Source organism: Rhizobium sp. TRM96647 (assembly GCF_025780115.1).
Taxonomy (GTDB): domain Bacteria; phylum Pseudomonadota; class Alphaproteobacteria; order Rhizobiales; family Rhizobiaceae; genus Mycoplana.
On the sequence record NZ_JAOXHF010000007.1, the window covers coordinates 56,435 to 82,984 of the forward strand.

Below are 26,550 nucleotides of genomic sequence, written 5' to 3' on the forward strand. Positions count from 1 at the left end.
ATCTGCCCTATCGGGTGGCCAAGGCTTCAGATGGCCAGGGCAACGGCGATCTCTGCCGCGAGACGGGCATTGTTCTCCACCAGCGCGATGTTCGTCGCCAGGCTGCGGCCGTCGGTGAGGCGGAAGATCGTATCCAGCAGGTAGGGCGTGACCGCCTTGCCGGTGATCTCGTCGCGCTCGGCGTGGTCGAGGGCGCGCTGGATGTAGATCTCCATCTCGCGGCGCGGGATCTCGCTCTCTTCGGGGACCGGATTGGCGATGAGCATGCCGCCGTCGATGCCGAGTTGCTCGCGCACCGTCTGGAAATGGGCGATGGCCGCAGGGCTGTTTAGCATCAGCGGGCTCGACAGGCCCGATTCGCGCGACCAGAAGGCGGGGAAATCGGGGCTGTCATAGGTGACGACCGGGACGCCGCGGCTCTCCAGAACCTCGAGCGTCTTGGGAATGTCGAGGATCGCCTTGGCGCCGGCGCAGACGACGATGACGCCGGTGCGGGCGAGTTCGTCGAGGTCGGCGGAGATGTCGAAGCTCTCCTCGGCCTTGCGGTGCACGCCGCCGATGCCGCCGGTGGCGAAGACGCGGATGCCGGCGCGGGCAGCAGCGATCATCGTCGCGGCCACGGTGGTCGCGCCGGTGCGCCGCTCGGCGATGGCGAAGGCGAGATCGGCGCGCGACAGCTTCATCGCGCCGGACGTCTGTGCTAGCGCCTCGAGTTCGGCATCGTCGAGGCCGACATGCAGCACGCCCTCGATCACCGCGATCGTGGCCGGGACGGCGCCTTCCTCGCGGATGATCCGCTCGACGCTGCGGGCCATTTCCAGGTTGCCCGGATAGGGCATGCCGTGGGTGATGATGGTCGATTCCAGCGCCACGAGCGGCGCGCCGCGCTCTTTTGCGGCCGTGACCTCGTCGGAATAGGCAATCGGCAGGAGAGGGGCTGATCTGGTCATCTTCTGATCCTCGGAAGGTGTCGGCTGGTGGTGCGGGCGGTCGCTTGCCGCCCGCACCGGTGTCATGACAGCATTTCGGCGTCCGGGACAAGTCCCATGACACGTGCGAGCAGGTCCGGTTCGAGCTCCTCGGCCACCGCCAGCGGCGAGCGAACGGCGATCAGGGCGGCTGCCGCCCCCTGGCGCAGCGCTTCGCCGAGCGGCCGGCCGGCAAGCTGCGCGGAGATGAAGCCCGAAGCGAGCGCGTCGCCGGCCCCGGTGACGTCGCCCAGAACCTCCAGCAAGGGCGGGGTCAGCATGGCGATCCCCGTCTCGTCGAAGGCGATGGCGGCGTGCCGGCCGCGGGTGACGACGCCGCGGGCGAGGCCTGCCGCGCGCAGCAGGTCCGGCCAGCGCCGCGGATCGTCGGGCTCAGAGCGGACCAGCGCGCGCGCTTCCGCCTCGTTCATGAACAGGCCCGACAGGTTCGGCAGGCATTCCTTGAAGCGCACCACCTTGGCCGGCGAAATGGCGATGCCGAAGGCCGGCCTGGCGCTGCTGCGCGCCGCGTCGGCAATCGCTGCGACCGTCTCGGCCGGCAGATTGGCGTCGGTGATGACGGCATCCGTCGCCGCAAACGCCTCGCGGACCGCGCGCTGCTGGATGCGGCGGGGGGAGAACAGGCGGTAGAGCTCCATGTCGGCGAGCGCGATCACCAGGTTGCCGTCGCGCTCGATGATCGCCGTGTAGCTCGGCGTGGTCCGGTCGAGGAAGGTGAAGGGCGTGTCCTCGACGCCGGCCTTCCAGGCCGCGGCGGCGACGATCTCGCCGTCCGGATCACCGCCCCGCGGGGAGATCAGGCGCACCGCATGGCCGAGCCGGGCAAGGTTGCGCGCCGCGTTGAAGGCGCCGCCGCCGGCCTCGACGAACCAGCTGCCCGGATTGCTGGCGCCGGGCGCCGTCTCGGCATGGATGCGGCCGCGCCGATCGACATGGGCGCCGCCGAGCGCGAGGATCCTGCTTGCCGTCATCGTGCCTGCCTCCCTGCGGTCCGATTCGCTGTGCGATTGCCGTCGCAACGGCGGGCGACATGGTGATACAATGTCGCAAGGGATCGCGGAAACGAAAACGGAACACGCCCTCGAATATCGAAACTATTCAATTGCATGGTGTGCTGTTGCCAAAAGAGAACAAAAAGTGTACATAGCTTCCATCGGCAGCTTCATTGCCTGTCTGGCCCCAATAACCTAAAGGTGGAGCAAATGGCACAAAACTCTTTGCGGCTCGTAGAGGACAAATCGGTGGACAAAAGCAAGGCACTCGAAGCGGCACTTTCTCAGATCGAGAGGTCGTTCGGCAAGGGCTCGATCATGAAGCTCGGCTCGAAGGACAGCGTCGTCGAGATCGAGACTATCCCGACCGGTTCGCTCGGCCTCGACATCGCGCTCGGAATCGGCGGCCTGCCGAAGGGACGAATCATCGAGATCTACGGTCCGGAAAGCTCGGGCAAGACGACGCTGGCGCTGCAGACAATCGCGGAAGCCCAGAAGAAGGGCGGCATCTGCGGTTTCGTCGACGCCGAGCACGCGCTCGATCCGGTCTATGCCCGCAAGCTGGGCGTCGACCTGGAAAACCTCCTGATCTCGCAGCCGGACAATGGCGAGCAGGCGCTGGAGATCACCGATGCGTTGGTGCGTTCCGGGGCGATCGACGTGCTGGTGATCGATTCGGTCGCAGCCCTGACGCCGCGCGCCGAAATCGAGGGCGAGATGGGTGACAGCCTTCCCGGCCTGCAGGCCCGCCTGATGAGCCAGGCGCTGCGCAAGCTGACCGCCTCGATCTCGCGCTCGAACACCATGGTCGTCTTCATCAACCAGATCCGCATGAAGATCGGCGTCATGTTCGGCTCGCCGGAAACGACGACCGGCGGCAACGCGCTGAAGTTCTACGCCTCCGTCCGCCTCGACATCCGCCGCATCGGCGCGGTCAAGGAGCGCGACGAGGTGATCGGCAACCAGACGAAGATCAAGGTCGTCAAGAACAAGATGGCGCCGCCCTTCAAGGAGGTCGAGTTCGACATCATGTATGGCGAGGGCGTCTCCAAGACCGGCGAACTGATCGACCTCGGCGTCAAGGCCGGCATCGTCGAGAAATCCGGTTCCTGGTTCTCCTACAACAGCCAGCGCCTCGGCCAAGGCCGCGAGAATGCCAAGCAGTTCCTGCGCGACAATCCCGATGCCGCACGTGAGATCGAGATGGCGCTGAGGCAGAATGCCGGGCTCATCGCCGACAAACTGCTTGACGGCAAGCCCGAGGATGACGACGGCGACAGCGCCGCCGAGATGTGATCGGCGCAGGCTTTTCCGATTTCCATTCGAAAGCCGGCCTTCGCGCGCGCGAAGGCCGGCTTTCTCGTCTGGACAGGGGAGAAGGCGGGCGATAAAAGCCATCAGTTTTCCAAGGTCCGGGGCAGGGCCGCCGAGGCCGATTGTGGGTGAGGCGGCGTGCGAACACGGTGGGCCGGCCGGCGATCGACCGCGACGTCGTCCGTCGGCGGTTCGGGACCGGGGAGCCGGATGACCGGGGGCCGGTGTCCAGGGGCAGGGTGTCCAGGGACAAGGGGACCGGAGGACGCGGCAGTGCCGCGGCGACGGGACCGATGACGCGGATGCCGGTGCCGGACAAGGGCCCGGACCGGCGGCGAACCCGTCGAAGTGTGGTTTATGGCGGGGCGCGCGGCCCTAACGCCTGCAAGTATGATAGGACGCAAGATGAGCGGCGTGAATGAGATCCGGTCGGCCTTTCTCGACTATTTCCGCAAGAACGGACACGAAGTCGTTTCGTCCAGCCCGCTGGTGCCGCGCAACGATCCGACGCTGATGTTCACCAATGCCGGCATGGTGCAGTTCAAGAACGTCTTCACCGGGCTCGAGCAGCGTCCCTATTCGACGGCGGCGAGCGCGCAGAAATGCGTGCGCGCCGGCGGCAAGCACAACGACCTCGACAATGTCGGCTATACCGCCCGCCATCACACCTTCTTCGAGATGCTCGGCAACTTCTCGTTCGGCGACTATTTCAAGGAGCGCGCGATCGAGCTCGCCTGGGGGCTGATCACCAAGGAATTCGGCATCGACAAGGATCGGCTGCTGGTCACCGTCTACCATACCGACGACCAGGCGTTCGACCTGTGGAAGAAGATCGCCGGCCTGCCCGACAGCCGCATCATCCGCATCGCCACCAGCGACAATTTCTGGGCGATGGGCGATACCGGCCCGTGTGGCCCGTGTTCGGAGATATTCTACGACCACGGCGACCATATCTGGGGCGGCCCGCCCGGTTCGCCGGAAGAGGACGGCGACCGCTTCATCGAGATCTGGAACCTCGTCTTCATGCAGTTCGAGCAACTGACGAAGGAGGAACGGATCGACCTGCCGCGGCCGTCGATCGACACCGGCATGGGGCTGGAGCGGATCGCGGCCCTGCTGCAGGGCAAGCACGACAATTACGACATCGACCTGTTCCAGGCGCTGGTCGCAGCCTCGGTCGAGGCGACGGGCGTCGACGCCAACGACCCGGAGCGCCGTGCCAGCCACCGGGTGATCGCCGATCACCTGCGCTCGTCCGCTTTCTTGATCGCCGATGGCGTGCTGCCCTCGAACGAGGGTCGCGGCTACGTGCTCCGCCGCATCATGCGCCGGGCGATGCGCCATGCGCAGCTGCTCGGCTCGCGCGAGCCGCTGATGTGGCGGCTGCTGCCGGCGCTGGTGCAGCAGATGGGCCGGGCCTATCCGGAGCTGGTCCGGGCGGAGGCGCTGATCTCCGAGACGCTGAAGCTGGAGGAGACCCGCTTCCGCAAGACGCTGGAGCGCGGCCTGTCGCTGCTCTCCGATGCGTCCGGCAACCTCCACAAGGGCGACATCCTCGACGGCGAGACGGCGTTCAAGCTCTACGACACCTATGGTTTCCCGCTCGACCTGACCCAGGACGCGCTGCGCAACCGCGGCATCGGCGTCGACCTTTCGGGCTTTTCGGATGCGATGGAGCGGCAGAAGGCGGAGGCCCGCAAGAGCTGGGCCGGCTCCGGGGACGCTGCGGCCGAGACGATCTGGTTTGAACTGCGCGAGAAGCACGGCGCGACCGAGTTTCTGGGCTACGACACGGAAACGGCGGAAGGCGTCGTGCAGGCGATCGTGCGCGACGGCGCCGCGGTCGAGGCGGCTTCGGCCGGCGACAAGGTCCAGCTCGTCGTCAGCCAGACGCCGTTCTACGGTGAATCCGGCGGCCAGATGGGAGATGCCGGCACGATCAGCCATGACCATGGCCGCCTGGACGTGACCGACACGCAGAAGAAGGCCGACGGCCTCTTCGTCCACAGCGCGGTCGTCGCCGAGGGGACGATCAAGGTCGGCGATGCGGTGGCGCTCGACGTCGACCATGCCCGCCGCGGCCGCCTGCGGTCCAACCATTCGGCGACGCACCTGCTGCACGAGGCGCTGCGCGAGGTGCTCGGCACCCATGTGACCCAGAAGGGCTCGCTGGTGGCGCCGGAACGGCTGCGCTTCGACGTCTCGCATCCCAAGCCAATGACGGCCGAGGAACTGAAGGTCGTCGAAGAGATGGCGAACGAGATCATCGTGCAGAACACGGCCGTGACCACCCGGCTGATGAGCGTGGACGACGCGATCGCCGAAGGCGCGATGGCGCTGTTCGGCGAGAAATACGGCGACGAGGTCCGCGTCGTGTCGATGGGCACCGGCATCCGCGGCGCGAAGGCCGGCAAACCCTATTCGGTCGAACTCTGCGGCGGCACCCATGTGGGGGCGACGGGCGAGATCGGGCTGGTCCGGATCGTCGGCGAGAGCGCGGTCGCGGCCGGCGTGCGGCGCCTCGAGGCGCTGACGGGCGAGGCCGCGCGCGCCTATCTGGCCGAGCAGGACGAGCGGGTGAAGACGCTGGCCGCCAGCCTCAAGGTACAACCGGGCGAGGTGCTGTCCCGCATCGATGCGCTGCTCGACGAGCGGCGCAAGCTCGAGCGCGAACTGACCGAGGCCAAGAAGAAGCTGGCGCTCGGCGGTGGCGGCGGCAATGGCGGTGATGCCGTCCGCGAGATCGCCGGCGTCAAGTTCCTCGGCAAGGTCGTGACCGGCGTCGAGCCGAAGGACCTCAAGGGCCTGGCCGACGAGGGCAAGAAGGGCCTCGGATCGGGCGTCGTTGCCTTCGTCGGTGTCTCCGCCGACGACAAGGCCAGCGCCGTCGTCGCCGTCACCGACGATCTCACCGGCCGCTTCAATGCCGTCGACCTCGTCCGCGTCGCCTCGGCCGCACTTGGCGGCAAGGGCGGCGGCGGACGGCCGGACATGGCGCAGGCCGGCGGCCCGGACGGCCAGCGCGCCGGCGAGGCCGTCGAGCAGGTCGCAGCCGCGCTCGCGGGCTGACAGGACGTCGAGACGGCGGGCATGCCGCGAGCGGCTGTCGCAGCGGGATCGGCCGGCAGGATGCCGTGGCCAGATCGCCATGCGGGGAAGGTCCGGTTTGCGGCATGTTCAGTTCGCCGCCTCCGACCGGCGGTGCGGCACGGGATCGGACCGGGCAGTCGATGCAAGATTTCGACGGGCGGGCCGGTTCGACGCCGGACGATTGAAGGCAGTGCATTCTGTATCGGATAGGCTTCGATGATTGCGTGGAATGTCAGTGAGGCGAAAATCGGCACCTTGTCGCAATGTGTTGCCGTTGCTCGCTATTTCGACCAGCATCCGGTCGACAAGGTTGTCGTTCCGGGTCGCGGTTTTCGCCGGATCTTCGATCCGCCGCTGTTCCGCCGGTCCGAGCCCCAGCCGCATCTGATCGTCTCCTGCGGCTTTCGGGCCGAGAAGCGGGTGATGAAGATCAAGGCAGCCTACGGGGGCAGGCCGCTGGCCGTTCACCTCCAGAAGCCGAAGATCGAGGGGTACGACCTCGTGTTCGTCTCGCGCCACGGCTGGACGCCCGAGATGGAGGGTCGTCCGGGCTACCATCAGATGCTGGGCGTGCCGCACCGCTTTTCCGCCGAGTTCTGGGAGGCGCGCCGGCCGGCGGCGCGCGCCGTCCATGCGCCGGCCGGCGAGAAGGTCGCCGCCGTCTTCCTCGGTGGGCCGAACGGCGCCTATGACTATGACGACGCCGCGCACCATCTGATCTTTGAGGCGGTCAGCGGGCTCGCCGAGCAGGGCTGGAAGGTCCTGATCTCCGTCTCGCGCCGCTCCAACGACGCTACCTTGCAGGCTGCATCGAAGCTGCGCTCGCAGAATGTGGTCGTGTGGGACCGGGTCAGCGACAATCCCTATCCCGACTACGTCGCGGCCGCGGACGCCTTCCTCATCGCCAAGGATTCCATCACCATGCCCTGCGAGGCGCTGTCGACCGGCCGGCCCGTCTATGCCCTCGATCTCACCGCCGTGCCCGGCGAGCGGCTCGACAAGTTCGAGTGGTACCACCGCGACCTGCAGGAATCCCTGCGGCTGACGCGCCCCTTCCGCGGCGAACTGCTGCCCTACTCCTACGAGCCGCCGCGCGAGGCCGAGCGGATCGCCGGCATCGTCAGGACCCGCCTCGAGGGCTGACGACCGCGCGGGGCATCGGCTGGCCCCCGCACGTCTGACAGCCGGCCCACATTGCCGCGCCACGCGCGCTTGTTCCCATTTGCCTGCTGCGCCAGGGCGCGCTCGGCCCTCATCGGGTCATGCGATCGTGGGAACGCGCGCGCGATCCTTCCGGGGCTGGGCGGCGAGAGCGGCGGGCAGGGGTGTCGCCAGGGCATCCCCTTATATTCATTTGCAAAGTCTTCAGTGTTCGGTGTTATTTTCCGGCCACCGAAGGGGTGTGATTCTTGCTCGACAACCTGATCAGCCTGCCGACCTTGATGGTCTGCACTTTCCTGTCGACGCTCGTCGTCGCCGTGTTCCTGGCCTTCCACTGGTTTGCCGGTCACAAGACCGTGGCCACGGGCTACTGGTGCGTGGCGATGTGGATCGGCTCGGCGGCGAGCGCGCTCCTCGGCCTGCGCGGCATCGTTGCGCCTGAGGTTTCGATCGGCCTCGGCAATGCGCTGGCAGCACTCGGCTACAGCCTGACCTGGGCCGGTTTTCGCGCCTTCGACGGCGAGCGCGTCTCGCGGCTGGCAATTGCGGCCGGGCCGACCGCCTGGGTCGCGGCCTACGCTTTCTCCGACCGGTTTGCCGCCGACATGAGCCTTCGGATCATCCTGATGTCGGTCATCGTCTCGGCCTATTCGCTGGCGATGGCGCGCGAACTCTTGCGCGGGCGCGAGCGGGAGGCCCTGCCGTCGCGGCGGGTGATCGCGCTGCTGCTGGCCACGCATGCGGTGTTCTATTCGGCGCGCATCCCGTTTGCCCTGCTCGCGCCGGTCTCCGACGGCGGCAGCCCGGCCGTCTCGTTCTGGTTTGCGGCGTTCGCGCTGGAGATCTTCGTGCATACGCTGGTCGTTGCGGTCGCCATCCTCGTCCTTCTCAAGGAACGCAGCGAATTCGTGTTCCGCCAGGCGGCGCGTTCCGATGCGCTGACCGGCGTGCTCAACAGGGGCGCGTTCATGGCGGAGGCGGCCGCTAGCCTCTCGCCCCGGCGCCCGGGCGGCGTGTTGCTGCTGCTCGATCTCGACCACTTCAAGACGATCAACGACACCTACGGTCACCAAGCCGGCGACAAGGTGTTGTGCCGCTTTACCGCGGCGATCACCGCGCGGCTGGAGGAGGAAATGATCTTCGGCCGCTTCGGTGGTGAAGAGTTCGCCTTGTTTGTGCCCGACCGGGACCTCGACGAAGCCATGGCCTTCGCCGACCGGCTGCGGGAGGATACGGCCGCGCTGTCGATCGGCCACTACGGCGCGCTGATTTCGGTGAGCGTGAGCATCGGGGTCGCTTCGGTGCTTTTGTGCGGCGGAGACCTCGACAGGCTGGTCGCGACCGCGGACAGCGCGCTCTACCGGGCCAAGGCGGACGGGCGAAACCGCGTCAGCGTGGCCGGCCCCGCCGAAAGCCTGCTGCAGGTGGCCGGGCGCATGCGCGACGCCGATGTCACGAACGTGTCGATCGCGCTGTAGTCTCCGAGAGAAATCCGCGGCCCGGTCCGGATCCGGCGATCTCAGCCTCGACGACAGCGCCCGCCGCGGCGGTCTCCGCCCTATCGTCCGCCGACCCTTGCCGACGCCGCGTGGCCGGGCGCCGCAAGATGTTCCAGTCCTTCGATTACACCATCGGCGCAGGGGCGCAGGGCCTGATAGTGGCGCGGCTCGTCCTCCGCAAGGCGCCGCAATTCGTCCAGCGCATTGCCGACCACGATGCCGCGCACGGATGGCAGCGTGAACATGTCGCGGTCGTTGCCCGTGTCGCCGGCAACGGCGACCTCGGCGAGGTCGATGGCGAGTTCGCGGCAGAGCCAGGCGAGGGCCGCGCCCTTGTTCGCCGTGCGCGGCAGCACGTCGAGATCGCGGTCGCTCGAATAGACGAGACGCGCCTCGATGCCGGCCTCGGCCAGGCTTTCCTCCAGTTCGGCGATGCGGTCGTCGCCGGCGCCGTGCAGGTGCCAGCTCAGCTTGTGGGCGTGCTGGAACGTCTCCTCCTGCAGGCGGATGCCGTCCACCTGCCGCATCACGCGCATCAGCGCCTCGCGGTCGAAGGGCGCGCCCAAGGTCGCGCCGAAACGCGCACGCCGGTCGTCGTCCAGCCGGCCGCCGATCATCGTGCCGACACCGCCGATGATGAAGTCGGGTTCCGGCAGGTCCGAGACGGCGAGCAGCGCCTCGATGTCATCGACCAGGCGGCCGCTGTTGTAGACGAGGACCGGGCGGGTGGCGGGGTTGAGCGCCGCCCAATAGGCGCGGAAGCGCTGCGTCGCCCGCCGGTCGCCGATCAGGGTCCCGTCCAGGTCGGAGGATAGGAGGCGGATCACGGTTTCAGTCCCCGTCGTTCCACGGCTCGGCCCAGTCGTCGGCGTCGAGCGCCTGGCGCATCGGCCGGCCTTCCACCAGTGCGATGAGCTGCTGGGCGATGCCGGTCCAGGTGAACAGGCTGCGGGCCTTGTGGGCGCCCATGCGCGACAGGCGATTGTAGAGGCGCGGATGCTTCAGCGGCTTCATCATGGTGATGCCGAGGTCATACTTGTCGAACGGGTCGGCAAAGAGCGCGTGGCGGCCGTAGCTGACCGAGCGGAACAGGCCGCCATGGACGGTGATGATCGTCGGCGTGCCGCTCGCCATCGCCTCGATCGCCGTCATTCCGAACGGCTCATAGCGGCTGGACAGGACGAACAGGTCGGCGGCGCGGTAGTAGTCGGGAAGGTCGTCGTCGGAGACGAAGCCGGAGAAGTCGATCCGGTCCTCAAGCCCGCGCTCGCGCGCCAGCTGCTTGAGCTGGTCGAGGATGGCCGTTTCCTGCTCGTCGATCGTCTCGCCGCCGACGGCAAGGTGCAGGCGCGCTTCCGGTTCCCGCTCGGCCAGGACCGAAAAGCCCTCGATCAGGAGATCGTAGCCCTTGTTGGTCGCAAGCCGCCCGAGCGCCAGCACGGTCTTGCCCCGGAAGCCGAAGCGCTGGCGCGCCATCTCGCGCGAAGCCGAGGAGACGGGGAAGAAGCGGTTGTCGTCATAGCCCGGCGGGATCATGTGCACCCGTTCCGGCTTCAGCCCGTAGTCGTTGACCAGCATGTCGAGCTGGATCGGCGTCGTGGCGATGACGAGGTTGCAGCTGCGGTAGACGATCAATTCGTGCTTGATGCGTTCGGAGAAGTTGAACTCGGTCTCGAAGGTGTCGGCCTTGTCCGGATAGTCGGTCTCCATCTGCCGCTTCTTCCAGATGCCGAGCGAATGCGGCGTATGGATATGCGGCACCGACAGCGCCTCGGACAGGCGCTGGCCGGCAACGCCTGCGTCCCAGTAATGGCTGTTGATGAAGAAATATTCGAGCTTGTTGGCCCTGATGAAGCGGATCGCCGCCTCGCACCAGGCCATCAGGTGGTTGTGCAGGTATTCCTTGGGAATGAAGTCGCGGCCGCCGCAGGGGATGCGGACGACCCGGACGCGATCGTCGACCTCGTCGAACTGGGGCTGGTCCTCGAACTGGCGCGTGTATATGTCGACCAGGAAGCCGAGGCGGCCAAGTTTTTTTGCCAGTTCCAGAACATAGACGACCTGGCCGCCTGTATCGGCCGCGCCAAGCGGAGGATTAGCTGCAACATAGCCGTGCGTCGAGACGAGGGCTATTCGTGGAAGGTTTTCAACATCAATCTTTTCAGTCATATCGGCTGACTAGGATAGGGCGGATGGCCGAGGCTTCAACCCCGGAACATGCACTTTTCGGTGAGATTCCGCGCGCGGTTATACTGATTTCGGCTGTGCTCCGCCGTGCGGCGGCTGTCTGCTGGCGCGGGTAGCAGGGCGCCGCGGCGCCCTCCGGTTCAATGGTCTCCGGCCGGTACGGAATGCTGTCGTAAGGCGCCGTTTCGTGGTAAATTCCGTGCGGTCCGGCGGCACATCCCGGACGTTCCGTGAATACGCCCGGGCAGGGCCTGTATTCCGAACGCTTCTCTCCATTTCGCATCTTCGGCATGCCCAAGAACGTCTTTGCCTGCGCGAACCCAGGAGGAGGGTGAAACATGAGTGCCTTGCGCAATATCTGCATGGGACTGCTATCGTCCACATTTGCATTTGCCCTGAACGCGCCCGTTGCCGCTCAAGAGCCGAAGCCCAACATCGTCGTCATCATGGGCGACGACGTCGGGTGGTTCAACATCGGCGCCTATCATCGCGGCATCATGTCCGGAAAGACGCCGAACCTCGACAGGCTGGCGTCGGAAGGGATGATGTTCACCGACTACTACGCCGAGGCGAGCTGCACGGCGGGCCGGGCGAGCTTCATCACCGGCGAGATACCCCTTCGGACCGGGCTGACGACCGTCGGCCAGGCCGGGGCGGATGTGGGCATGCCCGACAAGGCGGCCACCATCGCCGCGGCGCTGAAGGTGCAGGGATACGCCACGGGCCAGTTCGGCAAGAACCATCTCGGCGACCTGAACAAGTACCTGCCGACGCTGCATGGCTTCGACGAGTTCTTCGGCTATCTGTACCATCTGGACGCCATGTCCGATCCCTACTGGTACTCGTTCCCGAACGACCAGTCCTACCGGGACAAGGTCGGCCCGCGCAACCTGGTGCACAGCTTCGCGACGGACACCGACGACACGTCCGAGCAGCCGCGCTGGGGCAAGGTCGGCAAGCAGCGGATCGTCGACGAAGGGCCGCTGGCGCCCTATCCGGACATGTCGAACGTGCCGAACATGCACGACATCCTGCCGAAGGCGAAATACGACATGGGGACCTTCGACGAGGTGCTGGTGAAGGCCTCGTGTGACTTCATGGACAAGGCGAAGACGGACGGAAAGCCGTTCTTCGTCTGGCACAACACCACGCGCATGCACGTCTGGACCTTCCTGTCGCCGAAGTACCAGGCAATGATGAACAGCGACACCAATTACGGCCTCGAGGAAGCGGGCATGGCGCAGCTCGACGACAGTGTCGGGGCGATCATGAAATGCGTCGACGATGCCGGGGAAGCCGGCAATACGATCGTCATCTTCACGACCGACAACGGCGCGGAGGTGTTCACCTGGCCCGACGGCGGGATGACCCCCTTCAAGGGCACCAAGGGCACCGTTATGGAGGGCGGCTTCCGGGCGCCCGCCATCATCCGCTGGCCCGGCAAGGTCAGGGCCGGTGCGGTGGAGAACGGTATCTTCTCAGCGCTCGACTGGTTTCCGACGCTCGTGGCGGCTGCCGGCAATCCCGACATCACCGATCAGCTGTTGAAGGGCGTGCAACTCGGCGACCGGAGCTACAAGAACCATCTGGACGGATACAATCAGATGGACCTCCTGACCGGAAAGGGCCCGTCCGCCCGGCATGAGTTCTTCTATTTCGGCGGGCCGGAGCTGGGTGCCGTGCGGATCGACAACTTCAAGTTCCAGTTCTTCCAGCAGCCCCAGGGCTGGCCCGGACCGAAGGTGACGACCGACATGCCGACCATGGTCAACATCCGCCAGGACCCGTTCGAGCGGACGCCGTCAGTCGGCGGGCAGAGCCTCAACGACCTCGGCGGGGGATACATGAACGACTTCTTCGCCCGTGAATTCTGGCGGTTCGTCAGCGTCCAGCAGGAGGTCGCCAAGCTGGCGCTCACGGCGGTCGACTATCCGCCGATGCAGGATCCGGCCTCGTTCAACCTCGACGCCGTGAAGAAGCAGATCGACGCTGCGATCCGCAACAAGCCGGGCAATTGATGGACCGGAAGGCGGGCGGCTGCAAGGCCGCCCGCCGCGTTGTCGGAGCTTCCTTGAGGGCGGGCGGTCAGCCGGCCTGCGGGGCCAGCTTTACCGGGCCCGGCCGGTTGAGCAGCAGGACCGAGACCGCCGCGATCACGCACATCACCCCGGCGATCTGGAGTGCGGGCATGTAGGTGTCGAAGTCGCTGCGGAAATAGCCGGCGCCGAAGGCGGCGGTGGCCGCACCGAGTTGGTGGCCGGCGAAGACCCAGCCGAAGACGAGGCCTGCCTTCTCGCGGCCGAAGTTTTCCGCTGCGAGCTTCACGGTCGGCGGCACCGTCGCAACCCAGTCGAGCCCGTAGAAGACGGCGAAGATCGACAATTCCACGAAGCTGAAGCCGGAGAAGGAGAGGTAGATCAGCGACAGGCCGCGCAGGCCGTAGAACCAGAACAGCAGGAAGCGGTTGTCGTAGCGGTCGGAAAGCCAGCCGGCGAAGATCGTGCCGAAGAAATCGAAGATGCCGATGACGGCGAGCGTGCCTGCGGCCGTGACCGCCGCCATGCCGAAATCGCCGCAGATCGAGATCCAGTGCGTCTGGATGAGGCCGTTGGTCGACAGGCCGCAGACGAAGAAGGTGCCGAACAGGACCCAGAAGACGGCATTGCCGGAGACGCTCTTCAAGGTGACGAGCGGCGAGGCGAGGGTGGCGAGCAGCTTGTGGTCCTCTTTCGGCGGCTTGACGACCGCCGTCTCGCCATAGGCGGGCAGGCCGACGTCGGCGGGGTGGTCGCGCATGAGGAGCAGGACGAGCACCATGGCGAGCGCGATGACGGCCACGGTGAGCGTCAGCGCCATGCGCCAGCCATAGGCTTCCGTCAGGGCGGCGAGCGCCGGCAGGAACACGAGTTGACCGGTGGCGTTGCTCGCCGTCATCAGCCCGACGACGAGACCGCGCCGCTTTGAGAACCAGCGGCTGGCGACGGTCGCGCCCAGTACCAGCGCGGTCATCCCGGTGCCGACGCCGATCACGGCGCCCCAGAGCAGGAGGAGCTGCCACACCTCGGTCATGACGAAGGATACGGCGATGCCGCCCATGATGAGGCCGAGCGCGGTCGCGACGACCTGGCGGATGCCGAAATGGTTCATGAAGGCGGCCGCGAAGGGGCCGAGCAGGCCGAAGAGCACCAGCCGCACCGCCATGGCAGACGAAATGTCGGCGATGTCCCATCCGAATTCTTGGTGCAGCGGCTGGATCATCACGCCCGCCGAGCCCATGGCGCCGGCGGTCGCCAGCATGGTCAGGAAGGTGGTTGCGGCGACGACCCATCCGTAGTGAAGGTTCCGTCCGGCCATCCATCTGGCGAGGCTTGTGGAGAGCATGTCAAAGTCCCTTTCCTGATCGCCTCACGCGGGCGGAATTTGCGGGTATGTGCCCGTTTTGTGTGGGTATATACCCGCTTCTTGCCAAATAAACTAAAGAGCTGCGAGCAGTTCCTGCAGCTGCCTGGTCTTGTCCGGACCCAGCCGGGCCTCGATATCGTCCTGCACGCCGTCCCAGAGCGGTGCGCCCTGCTGGAGGGTCGCCTGTCCCGTCTGGGTGACCACCAGCATCGCCTCGCGCTGATCCTTGCCGTGGCCGATCGCGATCAGTCCGATGCGTTCCAGGACCTTGGCGTTGCGGCCGACCGTCGAGCGGTCGAGCTCGACCCGGGCGGCGAGATCCGTCAGCGACACCGGCGCCATGCGGTTGATGTTCCTCAGCAGGCTGAACTGGCCGATGTTCACACCGAGCGGTGCCAGCGCCTCGTCGTAGTAGGACGAGACCTTGCGGGAGGCCTTGCGCAGCAGGATGCAGTGGCAGGTATCGTTCGGCATTTCTCGGGTATATACCCGCATATTTTCCTGCACAAGATGGGAAGCGGACGAATTCTCGAGCGGAAGACAGAAAGACCCGGCGCGAGGCCGGGTCTTTCGGAGGTTGCAATTGCTCTTGCCGGTCACCCTGCCGATCAGGCAGCCATGGCCTTCTGCAGGTTCTCGTCGATCTTGTCGAGGAAGCCGGTGGTGGAGAGCCAGGGCTGGTCGGGACCGATCAGCAGCGCCAGATCCTTGGTCATGAAGCCGGCTTCGACGGTGTCGACGCAGACCTTTTCCAGCGTGGCTGCGAACTTCGCGAGCTCGGCGTTGTTGTCGAGCTTGGCGCGGTGGGCGAGGCCGCGCGTCCAGGCGAAGATCGAGGCGATCGAGTTGGTCGAGGTTTCCTCGCCCTTCTGGTGCTGGCGGTAGTGGCGGGTGACGGTGCCGTGGGCGGCTTCGGCCTCGACCGTCTGGCCGTCCGGCGTCATCAGCACCGAGGTCATCAGGCCGAGCGAGCCGAAGCCCTGCGCGACGATGTCGGACTGGACGTCGCCGTCGTAGTTCTTGCAGGCCCAGACGTAGCCGCCGGACCACTTCAGCGCCGAGGCGACCATGTCGTCGATCAGGCGATGTTCGTACCAGATCTTCGCTTCCTTGAACTTGTCGGCGAATTCCTTGTCGAAGACCTCCTGGAAGATGTCCTTGAAGCGGCCGTCATAGACCTTGAGGATGGTGTTCTTGGTCGACAGGTACACCGGCACCTTGCGCTGCAGGCCGTAGTTGAACGAGGCGCGGGCGAATTCGGTGATGGAATCGTCGAGGTTGTACATGCCCATGGCAACGCCGGCGGACGGGGCGTCGAAGACGTCGTACTCGATCTCCTTGCCGTCCTCGCCGACGAACTTCATCGTCAGCTTGCCCTTGCCGGGGAACTTGAAGTCGGTCGCGCGGTACTGGTCGCCGAAGGCGTGGCGGCCGACGATGATCGGCTTGGTCCAGCCGGGAACGAGGCGGGGCACGTTCTTGCAGATGATCGGCTCGCGGAAGATGACGCCGCCGAGGATGTTGCGGATCGTGCCGTTCGGCGACTTCCACATCTTCTTCAGCTTGAATTCCTCGACGCGGCCTTCATCCGGGGTGATCGTCGCGCACTTGACGCCGACGCCGTACTTCTTGATCGCATTGGCGGCATCGATCGTCACCTGGTCTTCGGTGGCGTCCCGGTTCTCGACGCTGAGGTCGTAGTACTTCAGGTCGACGTCGAGGTAGGGGTGGATCAGCTTGTCCTTGATGAACTGCCAGATGATGCGGGTCATCTCGTCGCCGTCGAGTTCGACGACCGGATTTGCGACCTTGATCTTTGCCATGGAATGCCTCGCTGCCTGATGAGGGCGGATTGCCCCGTTTCGTGAAGGTTGGATCGTGAGCGCCTATAGCATTGCGGGGCTGGAAGGCAAAGCCGAGCCGGCGCCGCCGGGCATAATTTTCGCTTTCCTGCCGCGCCGGAATGTGGACGCTGCCCCTGCACCGCCGGGGCGTGATTCGTGTCGCCAGAATTTGTCCCCATTGCCGGTGTTGTCTCACGCCGATGTGATTCCCTGTTACCGGCCGTCCGGCCCCCAGATCCGACCTGCTCGGGAGATTTTCATGATACGCCTGTGCCTTGCCGCCACCCTCGTCGTCCTGCCGTCTTTCGCGCTTGCCGCCGACGCCACCGCGCCCGTTCGCGAGATCATGGAGACGGTGACGAAGAACTGGGCCGACGTGGCCGACGACAACAACGATCCGCCGCCCTATGTCGACTATTTCAACGACGAGTTCCTGCAGCGGCTCTACAGCAAGGACTTCGTCGGCAAGTACCGCGAGGCCGCGAAATATCCGGCCTACGAGGATGGCGACTCGCCCTTCGACTACGACGTGATCGCCATGGGCCAGGACGGCTGCTCGCTCAAGGACCTCAAGATCGAGGCGCAGCCGCCGGTGGGTGGCGTGACGATGGTCAGGACCACCTTCGACAACACCCATTGCTTCGGCGAGCGCGAGCCGGACTGGAAGCCGGCCGAGGTCGACTTCAACGTGGTCGAGGAGGACGGCAAGGCGGTGATCGACGACATCCTGCGTCCGCAGGACGGCGATCCCGGCTCGTTGAAGACGGAAATGCAGGCGATCGCCAAAGAGGGCGCCAACCCGACGCCGGACGATGGCGAGATGCAGGAAGAGGTCTCTCCCGAATAGGGCTTCCTTTTCTTTTGGCGCGGGATGTGGCAGGGACCCGTCCTGTGGCGGCAGGCCCGGGCTGCAACAGGCCCGCCCGGTCGCTGCCGGAGAGAAAGGCGGCGGTCTGAAGCGATGGCGGGAACGAACAGCGAGCGGGAACTGATAGCGGAGGGGCCGGCGATCATCCTGGTCCATCCGCAGCTTGGCGAGAACATCGGCATGGTCGCGCGCGCCATGGCCAATTTCGGGCTGGCCGAACTGCGCCTCGTCAACCCGCGCGACGGCTGGCCGAGCGAGAAGGCAATCTCGGCCGCGAGCAAGGCCGACCATGTGATCGCCGCGACAAAGGTGTATTCGTCGCTGGAGGCGGCGGTCGCCGACCTCAACTTCGTCTATGCCACGACCGCCCGCGACCGCTACGGCTACAAGGAGGTGCGCTCGCCCGTGGTGGCGGCCGAAACGCTGCGCACGCGCTTCCGGGCCGGCGAGGCGACCGGCATCCTGTTCGGGCGCGAGCGCACGGGGCTGACCAATGAGGAGATCGCGCTCGCCGACGAACTCGTGACCTTTCCCGTCAATCCCGCCTTCGCCTCGCTGAACCTCGCCCAGGCGGTCCTGTTGATGAGCTACGAGTGGATGAAGACGGGCACCGGCTCGCTGGAGGAGACCGCCTTTTCCGCCCTGCCGCAGCGCCCGGCCAAGAAGGGCGAGTTGCAGGGCCTGTTCGATCATGCGGAGGAGGCGCTCGATGCGCGCGGCTACTTCCGCCCCGCCGCCAAAAAGCCGAAATTGATCGAAAACCTGCGTTCGGCGCTGACGCGTCCTTCCTTCACCGGCTCGGAAATCCAGGTCTTGCGCGGCATCATCTCCTGTCTCGACCGCTTCACCCGCGAGGCCCCCAGGGGCGTGGCGGCGCCCAACCGCACCCGCAACAGAAGGCCGAAGACCGAGCGTGACGACGAATAACGCCAGGCCCATCCTCGTGTTCGACAGCGGCATCGGCGGCTTGACGGTGCTGCGAGAAGCGCGCGTGATGATGCCGGAGCGGCATTTTACCTATGTCGCCGACGATGCGGGCTTTCCCTATGGCGGCTGGGAGGAGGGGGCGCTGAAGGCGCGGATCGTGACGCTGTTCGACCGGCTTTTGGTCGAGCACGACCCCGAGATCTGCGTGATTGCCTGCAATACCGCCTTCACGCTGGTCGGAGCAGACCTGCGCGCCGCCTTCCCGAAGATGGCCTTCGTCGGGACCGTGCCGGCGATCAAGCCTGCGGCGGAGCGCACGCGGTCGGGACTGGTTTCGGTTCTGGCGACGCCGGGCACGGTGAAGCGGGCCTATACGCGCGACCTGATCCAGTCGTTCGCCAGCCAGTGCCACGTGCGGCTGGTCGGGTCGGAAAACCTCGCGCGCATGGCGGAAGCCTATATCCGCGGCGAGACGCTTGCCGACGACGAGGTGCGGGCGGAGATCGCCCAGTGCTTCCTGGAGCAGGACGGCAGGAAGACCGACATCGTCGTGCTCGCCTGCACGCACTACCCCTTCATGGCCAACCTGTTCCGCAGGCTTGCACCCTGGCCGGTCGACTGGCTGGACCCGGCCGAGGCGATCGCGCGCCAGGCCCGGCGGCTCGTGCCGGCGCTCGAGGGCGTGGCACCGGACGGGATTGCGGCGGGCGAGGACATCGCCATCTTCACCTCCGGCAAGCCCGATTTCGCCACGCGCCGGCTGATGCAGGGCTTCGGCCTGCGGGTATAGCGCGCCCGGGCGACGGTTCGGGCCGCGTGAACGCACAACTTGCCTTTTCATTCAGTATTACTGACGGTTCTTTTTGGCGTATTCCGTAGTCACTTCGGGTGTTCTGCGGGATTTTGCGTAATTCCTTGTGATGTCGTCTTTGTTTTCGTTCCAGAAAACGAGAGTCCTTCAATATTGATGGTCTATAAGCGATCTATTATATTCGGTCAAATCTATATCATCTGCGACATTGGGGCTCGTCATGTTTAATTTGACTGAGGCGTCGATCGAACTGATGTGGAAGCGGTGCAACTATCCCATTCCTTCCGGTGGAATGGCCTTCTTCGGTCTCCGCGGCTGCCTGCCCGTCAACTATAACGGAACCGATTTCGCCGGCAGCCACGAAATGAACCTTCACGACGTGGATTACACGCATATGCGCTGCACGCTCGGCCAGTGGAAACCGGGCCACGGCTTTGCCGTGTTTCCGGCGAGTACGGTGCCCGAAGGGTCTTACGTCAGAAGCCGCATTCCGCATGGCGGCTACGGGGCCAATCAGCTGATGCTGGGCTGCTATACCTACCGGAAGGGCATCCACAAGCCCGGCAAGCCCACGGGGCATCGCGCCTTTCGCCAGCACGGCTTCTTCCCCGTGTGGCGCACGGCCGACGACGACGATTTCGATACGGCCGACTTCGTGGACATGCGCTCCGGCTTCATTGCCTGGGACAACCTCCATTGCGGCTGGAGCAACGGACCGGCGTCGCCGAGCTACGCCAGCGTCGGCTGCCAGGTGGTGGCCGGCTTCCCGAAGTGCGTCAAACGCGGCGCATCGAGCCGGGACGAGGGCCCCTGGAAGCAGTTCCTCGACAACGCCTATGCGGTGAACCAGGAGAATTTCCGCTATGCGCTGTTCAGCGGCTACGAGGCGCAGAGCATGGCCGTCGTCGGGAGCCAGCAGATGCGCCAGAGCCTTCGCTTCGGCTCGCACGGCGAAATCGTCCGCTCGATGCAGGCCAAGCTGAACGCGCTCGGATATGACGCCGGCGAGGTCAGCGGCGAATTCGGCTTCGACAGCCTCAACGCGCTGATGACGTTCCAGAAGCGGGTGCTCGGCACCGAGGACGCGGACGGCATCGTCGGACCGATGACGGCCGACGCGCTCGGCATCGATCTGCCCTATCTGGACGGCAGCGTGCCGGCGGTCGCGCTGTCCGGGGCAGTCGATGGCGACGAGGCGGTGGAGGGCGACGATGACGATGATGCCGATGAGGCCGGGCCCCTCCGTCCGCGCCCGGATGCCGAAGATGACGAGGCGCCCCTGTCTTTCGAGATCTCCAAGGAGGTGGATGGTGGCAGGACCCGCTACTATGCCAAGGCCAACGGCACCAAGGTCTTCATCGGTCGGCAGGTCAGGTACGAGCGCAACATCGGCCTGACGAATATCTATGACCTGTCCATGACGCCGGCCGGCGTCTACGACAACAACGACGCGGCGACGAGGCATGGCCAGTGGGCGCATTTCATCTGGCCGACGGCGATCGGCGAATCGAAGGCGCATTTCGCCTGCATCAATACCTATGACCGCGCGCGCTTCACGATCGGTTTTTCGCAACTGGCGGCGCACACGCCCGACGAAAACCTGATCGTGCTGTACCGGCGGCTGCTGGCGCTGCCGGATGCCGGGCGCTACTTCCCAGACCTGACACTGGTGAACGGCAAGGTGCACCAGAAGCTGCCCTCCGGCGGTACCCGGGACCTGGAGGTCGTCACCGATCGCGAACTCAAGCACTTCATGGCCTATCTCAATCCGGACCTTTCCGCGATCGACAACGCCGAGGTCGTCAGTGCTGCCCGCGCCATCTTCGGCATGATGGAATCCGAGGCGCACAGGGAACTGCAGATCGGCCTGACGATCGAGATCGCCAAGCGGAAGACGAAGCGGGCCGCGCAGAACGGCGTTCCTATCGTCGGCCGGAAACTGCGCTATGCGATATGGGTCTTCGACGTCCTCCACCAGGGTCGAGCCGGTCGCGGCGCCTATCCGAAGCTCAAGGCGGCGATCGAATCGTCCAATCCGGAGAGAGCCCTGATGCAGTTCGGCATGGCGGACCACGAGGACCGCATCCGTTCCGTCAAGGCCAGTATGGATCAGCTCCAGTCGGGCGGCATTCTCGACATCGACCGGGTGAAATACGGATCCGGCGAATTTGCTTGAGGGCAGGGAGGCGCCATCGTCTTTGCAGCTGTCGGCGAGGGCGCAGCTTCCTGTGGGTAGGTGCAATTCGCACGTCCGCGCCGCGACGTTTTCGTGCTAGGTCTCGCCCTAATTTCCCGGCCCGCGCTGCCGGACGAATCGGTTGGGTTGGCACGAGGGTCGCATGAAGGTCGGCATCGACATGGGAACGGCGCAGGGCGGCGCGCCGGCCACGCTCGATATCGAGGAACTGCTGGCCACCCGCCTTCTCGTCCAGGGCAATTCCGGATCGGGCAAGTCGCACCTGCTGCGGCGGCTGCTGGAACAGTCCGCGCCCTGGGTGCAGCAGTGCATCATCGATCCCGAAGGCGATTTCGTAACACTCGCCGACAAGTTCGGCCATGTCGTCGTCGAGGGCGAGCGTACGGACGCCGAACTCGTCGGCATTGCCACCCGCATCCGCCAGCACCGCGTCTCCTGCGTGTTGTCGCTCGAGGGGCTGGAGGTCGAGCAGCAGATGCGCACGGCCGGGATCTTCCTGAACGCGATGTTCGACGCCGACCGCGACTACTGGTATCCGGTGCTGGTCGTGGTCGACGAGGCGCAGATGTTTGCGCCGTCGGTCGCGGGCGACGTCGGCGAGGAGGCGCGCAAGCTCTCGCTTGGCGCGATGACCAACCTGATGTGCCGCGGCCGCAAGCGCGGACTTGCCGGCGTGATCGCCACGCAGCGGCTCGCCAAGCTCGCCAAGAACGTCGCCGCGGAAGCCTCCAACTTCCTGATGGGCCGCACCTTTCTCGACATCGACATGGCGCGCGCGGCCGATCTTCTCGGCATGGACCGCCGGCAGGCGGAGATGTTCCGCGACCTGAAGCGCGGCTCCTTCGTGGCGCTCGGGCCGGCGCTGTCGCGGCGGCCGCTGTCGGTGACGATCGGTACGGTCGAGACGTCGGCCCGCTCGACTAGCCCGAAACTGATGCCGCTGCCGGAGGCGCCGCAGGACGTCGAGGACCTGATCTTCACGCCGGATCCGGAGGAATTCACCCGGCCGCTCGTTCGCCGCGTCGCCCCGCAGCCGCGCCCGACCACCGACATCCTGGCAGAACTGTCGCGCGCTCGGCCGGAGCCGCTGTCGGTGGAACCCGCCCGGCCGGCGGCTCCGGAAATGCCGGCGGAGGAGCGCGAGGCGCTGCTCGACCACGTGCTCTCCGAGATCCTCGACAATCCGGGTGCGGCCTTCCGGGCGGACGCGGAGCTGTTCCAGGATTTCCTCGTGCGCTGCCGGATCCGCCGCGTGCCCGGCGCGCCGCTGTCGCTGCCGGCCTTCCGTCGCAAGATGGCGGTGGCCCGCTCCGGCGTCGATGCGGGAACGGCGGCCACTGAGGTCTGGGCGACCGCGCTGGACCTGTCCCGCTCCGTCACGGAGGATCTGCAGGGCGTGTTCCTGCTCGTGGCGCAATCGGCCGTCCGTGGCCTGCCGTGCCCGTCCGACGCTATGATCGCGCGCGCCTACGGCACGCACTCTGCCCGCCGGGCCCGGCGCCTGCTCGGCTACTTCGAGGAGCAGGGGCTGATCGTGGTGCACAGCGACGCGGCCGGGCTTCGGATCGTCGCGTTTCCGGACCTCGCCTGCGAGACGGCACCCGGCGACGCAAACGGGCCGGACCTGACCGAGACGCTGCGGCCGGCTGCGGAATAGGGCGATTTCTGCGCGTTTGCGATTGACTTTGCCGGGCGATCCTCCTATTCACCCGCTCGACGCCGGGCAGAGATGTCCGGTGTTTCATTTGACATGTCCCGTGGTCTCTCCGGTCGCGTATCGTGAGAAACCTGTCAGAAGGCCGAAAACGGCATTCAGAGGAGGGCGTGTTTCCTTGATCCGGTCTGGCAACGGACCGGTGTAACTGTTTGAAAGGAAATGCGATGAGCAAGCGCGCTGCATCGAAGTACAAGATCGACCGCCGTATGGGCGAAAACATCTGGGGCCGCCCGAAGTCCCCGGTCAACCGCCGCGAATACGGCCCCGGCCAGCACGGCCAGCGCCGCAAGTCCAAGCTTTCCGACTTCGGCGTGCAGCTGCGCGCCAAGCAGAAGCTGAAGGGCTACTACGGCGACCTGCGCGAGAAGCAGTTCCGCGCCACCTACGACGAAGCCAACCGTCGCAAGGGTGACACGGGCGAGAACCTGATCGGCCTGCTCGAGTCGCGTCTCGACGCAATCGTCTACCGCGCCAAGTTCGTTCCGACGGTCTTCGCCGCTCGCCAGTTCGTCAACCATGGCCACGTGAAGGTCAACGGCGTCCGCGTCAACATCGGTTCCTACCGTTGCAAGGCCGGCGATGTCATCGAAGTCCGCGAAAAGTCCAAGCAGCTCGTATCGGTCCTGGAATCGGTCCAGCTCGCCGAGCGCGACGTTCCGGAATACATCGAAGTCGACCACAACAAGATGGTCGCGACCTTCGCACGCGTGCCCAGCCTGTCCGACGTTCCGTACCCGGTCGTCATGGAACCGAACCTGGTCGTCGAATTCTACTCGCGCTGATTTCCGCGCGAACCTGACGATTGCGAGAGCCGCCCCGAAACGGGCGGCTTTTTCGTCTTTAGGACGTTATTGCCGGAGGATCGCCCATGCCTGACCTGCAGACGATCGTGGCCGACATTCACCGCGAACTTTCGCCGCGCTTCGGCGAGGGGCGGCTGCCCGACTATATCCCGCAGCTGGCGCGGGTTTCACCCGACCGGTTCGGCCTTGCCGTGGTGACCGTGGACGGCGCTGTGCATATGGCCGGCGATGCGGACACGGCCTTTTCCATCCAGAGCATCTCCAAGGTCTTCACGCTGACGATCGCGCTCGGAAAGCATGGCGATGCGATCTGGAAGCGGGTCGGACGCGAACCGTCCGGCTCGGCCTTCAATTCCATCGTGCAGCTCGAGCGCGAGGCGGGGATCCCGCGCAATCCCTTCATCAATGCCGGGGCGATCGCGATCAGCGATCTCCTGCTCGCCGGCCATCCGCCGAAGGAGGCGATCGGCGAGATCCTGCGCTTCGTGCGCTACCTCGCCGACGAGGAGGATATCGTCATCGACCGCGAGGTCGCTCGCTCGGAGGCGGCGACGGGCTACCGGAATGCTGCGCTCGCCAACTTCATGCGCTCATTCGACCGGCTGATCCATCCGGTCGACCACGTGCTCGGCGTCTATTTCCACCAGTGCGCGATTGCCATGAGCTGCCGGCAACTGGCGCGGGCCGGGCTCTACCTCGCCGCCGGCGGCACCAACCCGCTGACCGGTCACCGCGTCGTCTCGCCCCAGCGGGCGCGGCGCATCAATGCGCTGATGCTGACCTGCGGACACTATGACGGTTCCGGCGACTTCGCCTTCCATGTCGGCCTGCCGGGCAAGAGCGGGGTCGGCGGCGGCATCCTGGCGATCGCCCCCGGAAAAGCTTCGATCGCCGTGTGGTCGCCCGGCCTGAACGACGTCGGCAATTCCGCGCTTGGCACGGTCGCCCTGGAAATGCTGGCGGCCCGCACCGGCTGGTCGGTTTTTGGTGCTTGATTGTGCCGCCCGTTCGGGGCATTGCAACCTCGACGAATTGACCACGGAAGTTCCGATGACGCTTGCGCTCACGACCGACGACGATGCCGAGGACGGCGGCCGGCGCCATCCGCTGTTCGCCGACGCACCGCAATCGGTCTCCTTCAACAAGCTGCGCAAGCGGCTCTTGCGCCAGATCCGCCAGGCGATCGAAGACTTCTCCATGCTGAAGGGGCAGAAGCGCTGGCTGGTGGGCGTCTCGGGCGGTAAGGACAGCTACGGCCTGCTGGCGCTGCTGATGGACCTGAAATGGCGTGGTCTGCTGCCGGTGGAACTGATCGCCTGCAACCTCGACCAGGGGCAGCCGAATTTCCCGAAGCACATCCTGCCCGACTATCTGTCGTCGATCGGGGTCCGGCACCGCATCGAGTATCGCGACACCTATTCGGTGGTGAAGGAGAAGGTGCCGGAGGGGGCGACCTACTGCTCGCTGTGCTCGCGGCTGCGGCGCGGCAACCTTTACCGCATCGCCCGCGAGGAGGGCTGCGAGGCGCTGGTGCTCGGCCATCACCGCGAGGATATCCTCGAGACCTTCTTCATGAACTTCTTCCACGGCGGTCGGCTCGCCTCGATGCCGGCGAAGCTCGTCAACGACGAAGGCGACCTGATGGTGCTGCGCCCGCTCGCCTATGCGGCCGAGGACGACCTTGCCAAGTTTGCGACGGCGATGCGGTTTCCGATCATCCCGTGCGACCTGTGCGGCTCGCAGGACGGCCTGCAGCGCAATGCGATGAAGGCGATGCTCGCCGATATCGAGGCGCGCATGCCGGGCCGCAAGGACACGATGCTGCGGGCGCTGTCGCATGTGAACCCGTCGCACCTGCTCGATCCCGCGCTCTTCGATTTCTCCTCCCTCATGACGGTGCCTTCAGATGACGACCAACTTTGACATCAATGCCCTTGCCTTCCTCCTTAGCCAGGCGGCCGAGGTCGAGATCCGCCCGCGCTTCCGCGCGCTCGCCGATGGCGAGGTCCGCGTCAAGACGAGCGCGATCGACCTCGTGACCGAGGCCGACGAGGCGGCAGAACGCTTCATCAAGGCGGGGATGGATGCGATCCTGCCGGGTGCCCTGTTCGTCGGCGAAGAGAGTGTTGCGGCCGATCCGGCGCTGTTGCCGAAGCTCGCCGAGGCCGATCTCGCCGTGGTGATCGATCCGATCGACGGGACCTTCAACTTCGCCGCCGGCGTGCCGCTCTTCGGCGTGATGGCATCGGTGGTCGCCGGCGGCGAGACGATCGCCGGCGTCATCTACGATCCGATGGGTGACGACTTCGTGCTGGCGGAAAAGGGCGCCGGCGCCTGGCAGACGGGCGGGAACCGTCCCGCCGTCCGCCTCAAGGCGGCGGGCCCGGTTGCGCTGCAGGACATGACCGGCATGGCCTCCACCGGCTTCCTTTCGCCGGAAAAGCGCGCGGGCGTGATGGCGAACCTCGCCAAGGTCGCCTTCGCCTCGAACTATCGCTGCGCCGCGCACGAGTATCGCACGTTTGCCGCCGGTCACGTCCACTACCTGATGTACAACAAGCTGATGCCCTGGGATCACCTGGCCGGCACGCTGATCAGCCAGGAGGCCGGCGCCCATGCCGCCCGCTTCGACGGCTCGCCCTATCTGCCGCGTCACGTCGAGGGCGGTCTGCTGCTGGCGCCCGACCGGGAGAGCTGGGAGATGATGCGCCGCGAGGTGTTCGTCGTCGACTGAGCGGCGGCGCCGGGA

The 26,550-nt window shown here is 66.0% G+C and carries 21 protein-coding genes; 14 read left to right on the plus strand and 7 right to left on the minus strand.

The window, feature by feature from the left end; all coding sequences use genetic code 11:
- Window positions 1-26: 26 nt before the first annotated feature.
- Window positions 27-950: a pseudouridine-5'-phosphate glycosidase gene (locus tag OCK02_RS14395; protein ID WP_263813663.1), complete on the minus strand. Its 924-nt coding sequence runs from the start codon at window positions 948-950 to the stop codon at window positions 27-29.
- Between the two features lie 62 nt (window positions 951-1,012).
- Complete coding sequence (locus tag OCK02_RS14400; protein ID WP_263813664.1) at window positions 1,013-1,960, minus strand: carbohydrate kinase family protein; 948 nt, start codon at window positions 1,958-1,960, stop codon at window positions 1,013-1,015.
- Window positions 1,961-2,191: 231 nt separating this feature from the next.
- On the opposite strand from OCK02_RS14400, the gene recA reads away from it, so the two are divergent.
- The 4 genes from recA (at window position 2,192) to OCK02_RS14420 (ending at window position 9,024) form a co-directional block, all read left to right on the plus strand.
- Window positions 2,192-3,277 (plus strand): recombinase RecA, encoded by a 1,086-nt coding sequence (gene recA, locus OCK02_RS14405; RefSeq protein WP_263813665.1) that lies wholly within the window; start codon window positions 2,192-2,194, stop codon window positions 3,275-3,277.
- Between the two features lie 423 nt (window positions 3,278-3,700).
- A complete protein-coding gene (gene alaS / locus OCK02_RS14410; RefSeq protein ID WP_263813666.1) occupies window positions 3,701-6,364 on the plus strand; it encodes an alanine--tRNA ligase in 2,664 nt (887 codons plus the stop codon).
- A gap of 237 nt (window positions 6,365-6,601) precedes the next feature.
- Window positions 6,602-7,528, plus strand: a complete 927-nt coding sequence (locus OCK02_RS14415; RefSeq protein WP_263813667.1) for a mitochondrial fission ELM1 family protein — start codon at window positions 6,602-6,604, stop codon at window positions 7,526-7,528.
- A 266-nt stretch (window positions 7,529-7,794) separates the two neighbouring features.
- Window positions 7,795-9,024, plus strand: coding sequence for a GGDEF domain-containing protein (locus tag OCK02_RS14420; protein ID WP_263813668.1), 1,230 nt, complete (start codon window positions 7,795-7,797; stop codon window positions 9,022-9,024).
- Window positions 9,025-9,104: 80 nt separating this feature from the next.
- Here the strand turns inward: OCK02_RS14420 and OCK02_RS14425 are convergent, their stop codons facing one another.
- Window positions 9,105-9,872 (minus strand): HAD family hydrolase, encoded by a 768-nt coding sequence (locus OCK02_RS14425; RefSeq protein ID WP_263813669.1) that lies wholly within the window; start codon window positions 9,870-9,872, stop codon window positions 9,105-9,107.
- A gap of 4 nt (window positions 9,873-9,876) precedes the next feature.
- Window positions 9,877-11,214 carry a glycosyltransferase family 4 protein gene (locus OCK02_RS14430; RefSeq protein WP_263813670.1) on the minus strand — a complete coding sequence of 446 codons (1,338 nt, stop codon included), beginning with the start codon at window positions 11,212-11,214 and terminating at the stop codon, window positions 9,877-9,879.
- Between the two features lie 356 nt (window positions 11,215-11,570).
- Between OCK02_RS14430 and OCK02_RS14435 the strand changes: the two genes are divergently transcribed.
- Window positions 11,571-13,250 carry an arylsulfatase gene (locus tag OCK02_RS14435; protein ID WP_263813671.1) on the plus strand — a complete coding sequence of 560 codons (1,680 nt, stop codon included), beginning with the start codon at window positions 11,571-11,573 and terminating at the stop codon, window positions 13,248-13,250.
- A 67-nt stretch (window positions 13,251-13,317) separates the two neighbouring features.
- On the opposite strand, the gene OCK02_RS14440 is transcribed toward OCK02_RS14435, so the two are convergent.
- The 3 genes from OCK02_RS14440 to OCK02_RS14450 form a co-directional block, all read right to left on the minus strand.
- Complete coding sequence (locus OCK02_RS14440; RefSeq protein WP_263813672.1) at window positions 13,318-14,613, minus strand: MFS transporter; 1,296 nt, start codon at window positions 14,611-14,613, stop codon at window positions 13,318-13,320.
- Window positions 14,614-14,706: 93 nt separating this feature from the next.
- Window positions 14,707-15,108, minus strand: coding sequence for a MarR family winged helix-turn-helix transcriptional regulator (locus tag OCK02_RS14445; RefSeq protein WP_263813858.1), 402 nt, complete (start codon window positions 15,106-15,108; stop codon window positions 14,707-14,709).
- A gap of 134 nt (window positions 15,109-15,242) precedes the next feature.
- Complete coding sequence (locus tag OCK02_RS14450; RefSeq protein WP_263813673.1) at window positions 15,243-16,457, minus strand: NADP-dependent isocitrate dehydrogenase; 1,215 nt, start codon at window positions 16,455-16,457, stop codon at window positions 15,243-15,245.
- Window positions 16,458-16,737: 280 nt separating this feature from the next.
- On the opposite strand from OCK02_RS14450, the gene OCK02_RS14455 reads away from it, so the two are divergent.
- The 9 genes from OCK02_RS14455 (at window position 16,738) to OCK02_RS14495 (ending at window position 26,535) form a co-directional block, all read left to right on the plus strand.
- Window positions 16,738-17,325, plus strand: coding sequence for a hypothetical protein (locus tag OCK02_RS14455; RefSeq protein ID WP_230805288.1), 588 nt, complete (start codon window positions 16,738-16,740; stop codon window positions 17,323-17,325).
- A gap of 114 nt (window positions 17,326-17,439) precedes the next feature.
- On the plus strand, window positions 17,440-18,273 hold the full coding sequence (locus OCK02_RS14460; protein ID WP_230805290.1) for an RNA methyltransferase: 834 nt from the start codon (window positions 17,440-17,442) through the stop codon (window positions 18,271-18,273).
- The gene (gene murI / locus OCK02_RS14465) at window positions 18,260-19,063 is read left to right on the plus strand and encodes a glutamate racemase (RefSeq protein ID WP_263813674.1); all 804 of its coding nucleotides are present in this window, start codon (window positions 18,260-18,262) and stop codon (window positions 19,061-19,063) included. Before OCK02_RS14460 ends, murI begins: the two co-directional genes overlap by 14 nt.
- Before the next feature lie 241 nt (window positions 19,064-19,304).
- Entirely contained in the window at window positions 19,305-21,260 is a 1,956-nt protein-coding gene (locus tag OCK02_RS14470; protein ID WP_263813675.1) for a peptidoglycan-binding domain-containing protein, read from the plus strand.
- Between the two features lie 163 nt (window positions 21,261-21,423).
- A complete protein-coding gene (locus tag OCK02_RS14475; protein WP_263813676.1) occupies window positions 21,424-22,938 on the plus strand; it encodes an ATP-binding protein in 1,515 nt (504 codons plus the stop codon).
- A 224-nt stretch (window positions 22,939-23,162) separates the two neighbouring features.
- Window positions 23,163-23,780, plus strand: coding sequence for a 30S ribosomal protein S4 (gene rpsD, locus OCK02_RS14480; RefSeq protein WP_263813677.1), 618 nt, complete (start codon window positions 23,163-23,165; stop codon window positions 23,778-23,780).
- Between the two features lie 86 nt (window positions 23,781-23,866).
- A complete protein-coding gene (locus tag OCK02_RS14485) occupies window positions 23,867-24,796 on the plus strand; it encodes a glutaminase (protein WP_263813678.1) in 930 nt (309 codons plus the stop codon).
- A gap of 55 nt (window positions 24,797-24,851) precedes the next feature.
- Complete coding sequence (gene ttcA / locus OCK02_RS14490; protein WP_263813679.1) at window positions 24,852-25,724, plus strand: tRNA 2-thiocytidine(32) synthetase TtcA; 873 nt, start codon at window positions 24,852-24,854, stop codon at window positions 25,722-25,724.
- The gene (locus OCK02_RS14495) at window positions 25,708-26,535 is read left to right on the plus strand and encodes an inositol monophosphatase family protein (protein WP_263813680.1); all 828 of its coding nucleotides are present in this window, start codon (window positions 25,708-25,710) and stop codon (window positions 26,533-26,535) included. The genes ttcA and OCK02_RS14495 overlap by 17 nt, the downstream gene beginning before the upstream one ends.
- The last annotated feature ends 15 nt before the right edge of the window (window positions 26,536-26,550 follow it).

What these genes read in the sequence shown, in the direction of transcription:
- OCK02_RS14440 (WP_263813672.1), bottom strand. Translation starts at nt 14,613, where the DNA reads ATGCTCTCCACAAGCCTCGCCAGATGGATGGCCGGACGGAACCTTCAC.
- OCK02_RS14445 (WP_263813858.1), bottom strand. Translation starts at nt 15,108, where the DNA reads ATGCCGAACGATACCTGCCACTGCATCCTGCTGCGCAAGGCCTCCCGC.
- OCK02_RS14400 (WP_263813664.1), bottom strand. Translation starts at nt 1,960, where the DNA reads ATGACGGCAAGCAGGATCCTCGCGCTCGGCGGCGCCCATGTCGATCGG.
- rpsD (WP_263813677.1), top strand. Translation starts at nt 23,163, where the DNA reads ATGAGCAAGCGCGCTGCATCGAAGTACAAGATCGACCGCCGTATGGGC.
- OCK02_RS14430 (WP_263813670.1), bottom strand. Translation starts at nt 11,214, where the DNA reads ATGACTGAAAAGATTGATGTTGAAAACCTTCCACGAATAGCCCTCGTC.
- OCK02_RS14495 (WP_263813680.1), top strand. Translation starts at nt 25,708, where the DNA reads ATGACGACCAACTTTGACATCAATGCCCTTGCCTTCCTCCTTAGCCAG.
- OCK02_RS14470 (WP_263813675.1), top strand. Translation starts at nt 19,305, where the DNA reads ATGTTTAATTTGACTGAGGCGTCGATCGAACTGATGTGGAAGCGGTGC.
- OCK02_RS14475 (WP_263813676.1), top strand. Translation starts at nt 21,424, where the DNA reads ATGAAGGTCGGCATCGACATGGGAACGGCGCAGGGCGGCGCGCCGGCC.
- ttcA (WP_263813679.1), top strand. Translation starts at nt 24,852, where the DNA reads ATGACGCTTGCGCTCACGACCGACGACGATGCCGAGGACGGCGGCCGG.
- OCK02_RS14455 (WP_230805288.1), top strand. Translation starts at nt 16,738, where the DNA reads ATGATACGCCTGTGCCTTGCCGCCACCCTCGTCGTCCTGCCGTCTTTC.
- OCK02_RS14450 (WP_263813673.1), bottom strand. Translation starts at nt 16,457, where the DNA reads ATGGCAAAGATCAAGGTCGCAAATCCGGTCGTCGAACTCGACGGCGAC.
- OCK02_RS14395 (WP_263813663.1), bottom strand. Translation starts at nt 950, where the DNA reads ATGACCAGATCAGCCCCTCTCCTGCCGATTGCCTATTCCGACGAGGTC.
- OCK02_RS14485 (WP_263813678.1), top strand. Translation starts at nt 23,867, where the DNA reads ATGCCTGACCTGCAGACGATCGTGGCCGACATTCACCGCGAACTTTCG.
- OCK02_RS14415 (WP_263813667.1), top strand. Translation starts at nt 6,602, where the DNA reads ATGATTGCGTGGAATGTCAGTGAGGCGAAAATCGGCACCTTGTCGCAA.
- recA (WP_263813665.1), top strand. Translation starts at nt 2,192, where the DNA reads ATGGCACAAAACTCTTTGCGGCTCGTAGAGGACAAATCGGTGGACAAA.
- alaS (WP_263813666.1), top strand. Translation starts at nt 3,701, where the DNA reads ATGAGCGGCGTGAATGAGATCCGGTCGGCCTTTCTCGACTATTTCCGC.
- OCK02_RS14435 (WP_263813671.1), top strand. Translation starts at nt 11,571, where the DNA reads ATGAGTGCCTTGCGCAATATCTGCATGGGACTGCTATCGTCCACATTT.
- OCK02_RS14460 (WP_230805290.1), top strand. Translation starts at nt 17,440, where the DNA reads ATGGCGGGAACGAACAGCGAGCGGGAACTGATAGCGGAGGGGCCGGCG.